This is a genomic window from Okeania sp. SIO3I5 (assembly GCF_010672085.1).
In the GTDB taxonomy this organism is placed as follows: Bacteria; Cyanobacteriota; Cyanobacteriia; order Cyanobacteriales; family Microcoleaceae; genus Trichodesmium.
Genome location: NZ_JAAHHT010000331.1, coordinates 1 through 8150, shown reverse-complemented (window position 1 = coordinate 8150; position 8150 = coordinate 1). Strand labels below are relative to the sequence as shown.

Annotated in this window: 7 protein-coding genes; 6 read left to right on the top strand and 1 reads right to left on the bottom strand. The window is 35.0% G+C overall.

The window, feature by feature from the left end; translation table 11 throughout:
• Positions 1-330: 330 nt before the first annotated feature.
• Positions 331-1197: an OmpA family protein gene (locus F6K40_RS36845; protein ID WP_293144151.1), complete on the top strand. Its 867-nt coding sequence runs from the start codon at positions 331-333 to the stop codon at positions 1195-1197.
• 620 nt (positions 1198-1817) lie between these two features.
• Here the strand turns inward: F6K40_RS36845 and F6K40_RS36840 are convergent.
• The gene (locus tag F6K40_RS36840) at positions 1818-2537 is read right to left on the bottom strand and encodes a biliverdin-producing heme oxygenase (RefSeq protein WP_293144148.1); all 720 of its coding nucleotides are present in this window, start codon (positions 2535-2537) and stop codon (positions 1818-1820) included.
• 618 nt (positions 2538-3155) lie between these two features.
• Here F6K40_RS36840 and F6K40_RS36835 point away from each other — a divergent pair.
• The 5 genes from F6K40_RS36835 to F6K40_RS36815 all read left to right on the top strand — a co-directional run bounded on the left by F6K40_RS36835 (position 3156) and on the right by F6K40_RS36815 (position 7757).
• A complete protein-coding gene (locus tag F6K40_RS36835) occupies positions 3156-4193 on the top strand; it encodes a glycoside hydrolase family 10-like protein (protein WP_293144145.1) in 1038 nt (345 codons plus the stop codon).
• Positions 4194-5034: 841 nt separating this feature from the next.
• The gene (locus F6K40_RS36830) at positions 5035-6900 is read left to right on the top strand and encodes a CHAT domain-containing protein (RefSeq protein WP_293144142.1); all 1866 of its coding nucleotides are present in this window, start codon (positions 5035-5037) and stop codon (positions 6898-6900) included.
• A gap of 1 nt (position 6901) precedes the next feature.
• A complete protein-coding gene (locus tag F6K40_RS36825; protein ID WP_293144139.1) occupies positions 6902-7060 on the top strand; it encodes a hypothetical protein in 159 nt (52 codons plus the stop codon).
• A 48-nt stretch (positions 7061-7108) separates the two neighbouring features.
• Positions 7109-7258, top strand: coding sequence for a hypothetical protein (locus F6K40_RS36820; protein WP_293144136.1), 150 nt, complete (start codon positions 7109-7111; stop codon positions 7256-7258).
• A 355-nt stretch (positions 7259-7613) separates the two neighbouring features.
• A complete protein-coding gene (locus tag F6K40_RS36815; protein ID WP_293144133.1) occupies positions 7614-7757 on the top strand; it encodes a hypothetical protein in 144 nt (47 codons plus the stop codon).
• The last annotated feature ends 393 nt before the right edge of the window (positions 7758-8150 follow it).

Here is an 8150-nt window from a genome sequence, read left to right as displayed (position 1 = left end):
CGTCTGGGAAACCCTGACCGCGGAGCATGACAGAGGTGATGTCCTCCCCCTGTTTTGGCTTTTACAATAACAAAATGCTCCTAGCTTGTGTCTTGGGCATATGAACGTTTAGCTTATGAAGGTATCCGAATCCGGGCCCAGGCTTTCCCATACGACGCTCCCCCTCCCCCCTATGCACGGGGGGTTAGGGGGGATTGAGAGCGCGGGACAACAGCCAGGAAAGTTAAATTTAAGCAACTAAATAATTGCTATAACTCTCATACACTATATTTTTTATTCCTCACTATTACCTATAAAATTTCAATTGAAAGTATCGCCAATAGAAAAACTGTGAGTAAATCTTCTCCCGATCGGATTCCCCCTAGGTCTCCGGGAATGGGTTTGTTAATATTATCCTTAATATTTCGCTTTTTACTGCTTGGGGTAGCTAGTGGTTTTTCCTGGGTATTGGGAATGGCGATCGCTGTTCAATATCCCTCTGCTTCTCAAGAGGTACCCATAGCAGAAAAACTCCTTCGTGGTGTTAAGGGTATAGTATATGAAAAACAGTTGTCCCTACCTTCAAGCGCTCCTCCCCCATCTATTCCAGAAACCATAAAACCCAGGGTTAAACTGACTGAGGCGCAAAGACAGGAGCTAGAAAGAGAACTTAAACAATTACAAACACAGTTAGATACTCTGATTGAAAGTACCACAGTTTTAGAAGATCGACTAGGTGTTAGTAGAGGCGATCGATATTTAGAAACAAGATTGAATCTAATTGCTCAAGAGTTAGCTGCTCCTCTCTCTGGAAGTAAGAATGAACAGATAAATCAATTTTCTCGACCAGTTTTTACTAGAAATGCCAATATGGTAACACTTCCTAGTAATATTTTGTTTAAGTTTGGTAGTAATACAATTCGTTCTGATGGAAGAGTTATTCTAGACAATTTAATTAGTGAATTGAGAAATTACAAAGATGTAACAATTAGTATTTCTGGTCATACCGATAATAGAGGAAAAGCCAAGGTAAATCAAGAATTGTCATTTTTGCAAGCTGAAGCAGTAGCAGAATATTTATCAAAAAATTTGGGGCAGCGCTATCGTTTGTTAGCTATTGGTTATGGAGAGTCTCGCCCCATTGCAGAAAATGATTCTCAAACTAATAGACAACGTAACCGTCGGATAGAGGTGAAAATTCGTCCGAGAAAAAGGTAGGTGTAGTGTAGTTTGATATCAAATCCGGTTGAATACTTATTATTTGGAGGTGGGAAGTGTGGGAGGTGTGGGAAGTGTGGGGAGTGTGGGGAGTTTGAGGAGTTTGAGGAGTTTGAAGTAATTATAGAATTATAAAATTATCAACATATATCATATAACCCGATTCTATATTACCTTTTTTAAACTCAGCGATCGCTGCCTTTCCACGGCTCATCATAATTAGCATTAGCTGTTATATCATGTCCGGTACCATCGTTTGTGTATGGAATTAAGTTTTTTCCCAAAAAAAAACTTTCTGACTCCTGACTCCTAACTCCTGACTCCTCCCTCCTTATTTATAATTATTCAACCGCACATGATATTATTTCTATTTCAGATGAATTTTCTTTAAAGCCAAAATCCTAGAGACTCGGTGACTGTAACCTCAGCCATCAAATCCCCAGGATTTCAAACACAAATGAAAACTATATTCTCTTCTGGAAAGCAATATTAATTAATTAACTATTAGGCATCTCCAAAAATCAAAAATAAAATCAATTCTTATCTAGAAATTATCAATTATTCTTCCCTGTTCCCTGTTAAGTGTTCCCTGTTCCCTCTTTTCTGGAGATGTCTATTATTTATTCAGCAGCAGTAGCTAATTCTGTACTGCCAGTAGTGAGCTTTCTTGTTAAAGTATTAAACAATAAGATACCAATAGCCTTAATCAAATTACCCTCTAATTCATTGAACATTTTCATGTTCATGTCAAAAGCAGCATTCGCCTCACCTACCATTCTATCTGCTGTTGCTTGATCGATGGGTAAATCATTCATCACCTGACGATAGTTATTCTTGAATGCTTTCTCATCTGGAATTTCTGGGAATTCATAGAAAGCAGTACCTTCTCCATCAGTTAGATTCATACCTCTCTGAGCAATTTTCTTGAGAATTTGCCCACCAGACAAATCTCCCAAGTAACGAGTATAGGAGTGAGCTACTAATAATTCTGGTTCTTTTTCAGAGATTTCCCTAATTCTCTGTACATAAGCTTCACCTGCAGCAGAAGGAGCCACTTGCTCGCGCCAACCAGCACCATAATAAAACTTTAGGTCTTGCTCTAAACTTTGCTTACGGTTGAGTTCTGGAAAGTAAATTTGGGAAACGATTGGATGTTCCTGGTGGCGTTGCATCTCTTCTTCCATTGCAGTATAAACAAAGTAAAGATTCTTAACTAAAGTCCGGTAGGAAGTCTTTTCTACAACTCCTTTTAAAAAACACTTGACAAAACCTACATTTTCTGCGTTTGTATGAGCTTTTTTGGTTCCTTCACGTAATTGAGTTGCTAGGTTTACACTCATTTTAAATTTCCTTACTGATAATAAACTATACAATTGGCCGTATCAATTCCTACAGAAACTTAGAAATTAATTACCTATTTGAATACCTTAAAATAAATGGATGAAAATTTACATTAAGAATAATTAAGAAGTAACCATTAACTAGATTTTGGATTATGTCTCTTTGAATTTAGGGAGTAGGGAGTAGGGGAGTAGGGGAGTAGTCATTTCAGTTATCAGTTATCAGTTATCAGTTATCTCTGCAATAAGGAGGCTTGACGTAAGAAAGATTCTCTTTTTTATCCCCTTATCTTTTTTTATCCCCTTAAAAGGGAAGGCTTTATACCTTAATTTTTCGGTAAACATAAGAATAATCAACACGCTACTGGCTAATAATGATGAAAAAAGTGCTATGCGCCTGTCTTAATTAATAATTGAAGTACCACCTCACCATAGAATTAATGCATGGTAATTTGGTATTAACTGTAAACTTTTGTATTAAAAACTGTTACTTTAATTAAATTTATCTAGGCCAAAATTGAATTATTAAATTTTTATTAAAAAAATTAGTTTTTGCGATCGAATAGTATCTAAGGAAAGCTAAATCACAAAGAAAAATCATCAATAATCTTGATAATTATGGAATTGCGCGGTATCTGGTTGACAAATGTTGATAGTAAAATCCTCGATTCTAGAGACAAAATTGTTGAAGCGATGGATTTTCTTGTGGAAACAGGATTTAATGTGGTATTTCCCGTAGTCTGGAATAAAGCATTTACTCTCTATCCTAGTCAACTGATGGCAACAACTTTCGGACGAGAGATAGATCCTCTATACAAAGATCGCGATCCTCTAGCAGAAGTTATCGTAGAAGCAAGGCGAGTCGGTATGAAAGTTATTCCTTGGTTTGAATATGGGTTTGTTAGTTCTTACAAACAAAATGGAGGGTTGCTCCTGAAAAAAAAACCGGAATGGAGAGCTACTGACTTTAGAGGGAATTTGTTGGTGAAAAATGGTTTTGAGTGGATGAATGCTTTGGATGAAGAGGTGCAAAATTTTTTGCTCGCTCTCGTCTTAGAGGTTGTGAGAAATTATGATATTGATGGTATTCAGGGAGATGACCGAATGCCGGCATTTCCCTCAGAAGGTGGTTATGATGGGAAAACAGTAGCGCGTTATCGCCAACAATTTTCTGCCGATCCTCCTCAAAATCATAAACATCACAAGTGGTTGCAATGGCGAGCGGATATTCTGACAGATTTTTTGACTCGTTTATACCGGGAAGTAAAAGTGGTTAAACCTGAGATTTTGGTTTCAATGGCTCCTAGTTTTTATAAGTGGAGTTTCAATGAATATCTGCAAGACTATCCCACTTGGATAAATCGAGAAATTGTTGATATTATTCATCCTCAACTTTACCGTCGTGATTTTTCTAGTTATAAATCTCTTGTACAACAGTTAGTGAAACAGCAATTTGTTGGCACTCATCTAAATAAGGTGTTTCCCGGAATTTTAATTAAGGTTGGTTCTTATCGTATCAGTGTGAATTATTTGTTAGAGGCGATCGCTTATAACCGTTCTGTAGGAATTAATGGAGAGGTTTTATTTTTCTATGAAGGTTTGCGAGAAAATAATGATGCTTTAGCTAAAGCATTGAGAAAATATGTTTATGTTTGATAATTAGGGTTTGTTGAAAAAGTATGCATGGGTGAGGGTAGGAGTCAGGAGACAGGAAGAGTCAAGAATGAGCGAGGAAGCAGAAGGAAGAATTTACGGTGCTTTTCAGTTGAGTAGACCACAAAACTGTTGTAGGAGTAATGAGTAAGGAGGTAGGGACGTATTGCTGACGCTTTCGCTCCGCTAACGCTGCGCGACATGTAACGCATTAATGTTCAAGCAACGTCCGTAGGTCTTAAGGAGTAAGGAGTCAGTATGATTGTGGTTTATTCATCATTAAACCGCTGTAAGTCATGATTTTTCGGCTCTTGTAAACCCTTTCATCCTAACTTTACAGCGCTTTTCGGATTGATGAACCACATATTCACATTTCAAACCCAGTAGGGACGTTCTATGGAACGTCGCTACTGTGGTTTACTGAAATGAAAACCGCTGTATGCAGCTCTCGCGGAGCAAAAACCTTGTACTTTTTCAAGACTATTAGAGACTAAAACCTTTAGGAGTCAATGCTTTAAAATTTAATCAGCAAGTCCTAATTAAACATCTCCAGAAAAGAGGGAACAGGCAACAGGCAACAGGGGGGGAGTAATGGATGATTTCTGGATAATAATTGATTTGATTTTTTATTAGAAAAGAGGGAACAGGCAACAGGCAATAGGGGGGTAGCAATGGATGATTTCTGGATAATAATTGATTTGATTTTTTCTTTGTGGAGAAGTCTATTAAACATCTGGTAAAGTAGGTGAAGGGGAATAAGCATATAAGGCAGTCTTCTATAATCGGAGATATTTTTCCCCTAATTATAGCTTTCTATGGCAACTGTTTCACGGATATATTAAAGATGACAAACTGGAAATATTTTAGATTAATTGTAGTCACTGGTTTTTTATTTCTTTGGTCTCCAAATCTAGATAATATAGGTGTAATTTATCGAGAACAGGAAAAATATTCCCAAGTATTGAAATCTCATCAAAAAGCATTAGCTCTTAGGGAAGAGTTTGGCGAGCTGGAAGGTAAATCTGCCTCTCTTGATAATATTGGTATACCGCATAAAAAGTTGGGTGAAAATTCTGAATCTCTAGAATTTTTGATTCAGACTTTAATACTTAATAAGCAACTTGGAAATGTGAATCAAGAAAGAGTTACCCTTGCCGATATCGGAAAATTATTAGCAAAAAAGAATCAACCAGAATTAGCAATAATTTTTTATAAACAATCAATTAATATTGCCAAAAAAATCCGCCAAGATTTACAGGTTTTACCATTAGAGGAACAAAAGGCTTATTTAGACGGAAGTATTAGTCAAATATATCGGACTTTAGCTAATTTATTACTTACAGAAGAACGAGCTATAGAATCACATCAAATTCTCGATTTTTTGAAAGTACAAGAAGTATTTGAATATATGGGAGGCATCAAACCTGAGAATGAGAAATCTAGTGAAATTATGATGCTCAAAGAGGAAAAACAATTCATAGAAAAATATACTAATTTCTTAGCTGAAATAGGTAAAAATGACGAGCAAAATCAGAAGATTCCATTAGAAAAATTAGCCACTATTCACGATTTTATGAATAGTGAGGAAATAACAGAAATTAGGTCAGAAATCAAGAATAAAGCTCAGAGTCAAACACTTATTCCTGAGATGTTAGTTCTATTACAGAATGAACTAAAGGAACATAAAAAAGAAAATGCAGTAATTTTATACCCTTTAATTTTAGAAGATCGCCTGGAATTAATTTTAGTTACTCCTAATTCTCCCCCAGTTCATCGTAAGGTGTTAGTTGCTCGACAAGAATTTGAGCAAGTGCTTTTTAGATTTAGAGTAGGATTAATTGATAGAAGAGAAGTTAATAATATTTCTGATTCTAGAGCTGCGCAAGCTGGATTAAAACTTTATAACTGGTTAATTAAACCAATAGAAAATGACCTAAAAGGAGTTAACACTATTATTTATGCACCAGATGGCCAGCTCCGTTATATTCCTTTAACAGCTTTATATGATGGAGAAAAATGGTTAGCAGAGAAGTTTAAAGTCAATAATATTACTGCTGCAAATATTATGGATTTAACTCCCAGAAGAAATAGAAATTTCCGAATTTTGGCAGGTGCTTTACCTGAAGGAAATTATAGTTTTTCAATTGGTAGAAGAAAGTTTGAGTTAGAAAGTTTACCTTTTGCAGAAATAGAGGTAGAAAAGCTAGCGAGTATATTTCCTGAAACTAAAAAATTATTAGGAGATGATTTTACTAAACAATTTATGGAATTAAGCATGAGTAGCCATAGTTTAATACATTTTGCTACTCACTCTGCTTTTATTAGTGGCAGTCCAGAAGACTCTTTTATATTATATGGAGATGGCGAACTTGCTAGCTTACGAGAAGTAGAAAATTGGAATTTAAAGGGTGTAGAATTAGTGGTTTTGAGCGCTTGTGAAACTGGCAAAGGAAAAAAGTTAGGAGATGGTTCAGAAATTCTGGGTTTTGGTTATCAAATGCAAGCAGCAGGTGCAGCAGCAAGTTTAGCAACTTTATGGCGAGTAGACGATCGGGGTACTTTTGAATTTATGAATGATTTTTATACAGCTTTAAAGAGTGGGAGCGATAAGATTGGAGCTATACAAAAAGCACAAATTGCGATGATTAATAGTGAGTATAATCATCCTTATTATTGGGCGCCATTTATTTTAATTGGTAATGGATTTTAATATGAGTAGTGAAAAAGATATGCCATTAGTTAACGAATTCAGAAGTCAGAAGTCAGAAGTTGTTTTTGTCAGGGAGATTAGAGCAACTTGTCTAATTTTGAAGGCTGAAAAAATTGGTAGATTTTTAAGTTATCATCAAATTTCAAGCTATGCAGAATAATTCAAATTTCTGTCATAGTACCTATTTAATCAATTGAGGAAAATAGATATGTCAGTATCAATTTCAGAATTTACAATTGAGGAGCTATGGGGTGATCAAACATTGAGAATTCCTATTAAGGATAATCAACTTGTTTTAGTAGGAGAGAATGGCACTGGAAAAAGTACAGTTGCTAACTTAATTTATTTTTTCCTTTAAAAAAGGGAGTAGAGAGTAGGGAAAAATAATTGATTATTTATGTACAAGAGGAAAAACTCAGTCAGAGATTATTTTTTACCGAAAAATCAAGCTTTAATGCCTCTCCTTTCAAGGAGAAAAAAGAAAAAAAATTTCCTTCTATTACAGAAGAGGTAATTATGAATTATTAATTGTTAATTATTAATTATTGAATTTTACCTTTTGACTTTTTACTTTAGGGTAGCGTAGTATCAGCTTGTCTAATTTTGAAGGCTGGAAAAATTGTTGGTTTTTAAGTGATCATCAAATTTCAAGCTATGCAGAATAATTCAACTTTCTGTCATAGTACCTATTTAATCAATTGAGAACAATAGATATGTCAATATCAATTTCAGAATTTACAATTGAGGAGCTATGGGGTGATCAAACATTTAGAATTCCTATTAAGGATAATCAACTTGTTTTAGTAGGAGAGAATGGCACTAGAAAAAGTACAGTTGCTAACTTAATTTATTTTTGACTTTAAAAAAGGGAGTAGGGAGTCGGGAAAAATAATTGATTATTTATGTACGAGAGGAAAAACTCAGTCCGAGATTACTTTTTAGTTTTACCTTTTGACTTTTGACTTTAGCGTAGCTTAGTATCAGCTTGTCTAATTTTGAAAGCTAGAAAAATTGTTGGTTTTTAAGTGATCATCAAATTTCAAGCTATGCAGAATAATTCAACTTTCTGTCATAGTACCTATTTAATCAATTGAGGAAAATAGATATGTCAGTATCAATTTCAGAATTTACAATTGAGGAGCTATGGGGTTATCAAACATTGAGAATTCCGATTAAGGATAATAAATTTGTTTGAGTAGGAGAGAATGGCACAGAAAAAAGTACAGTTGCTAACTTAATTTATTTTTGAC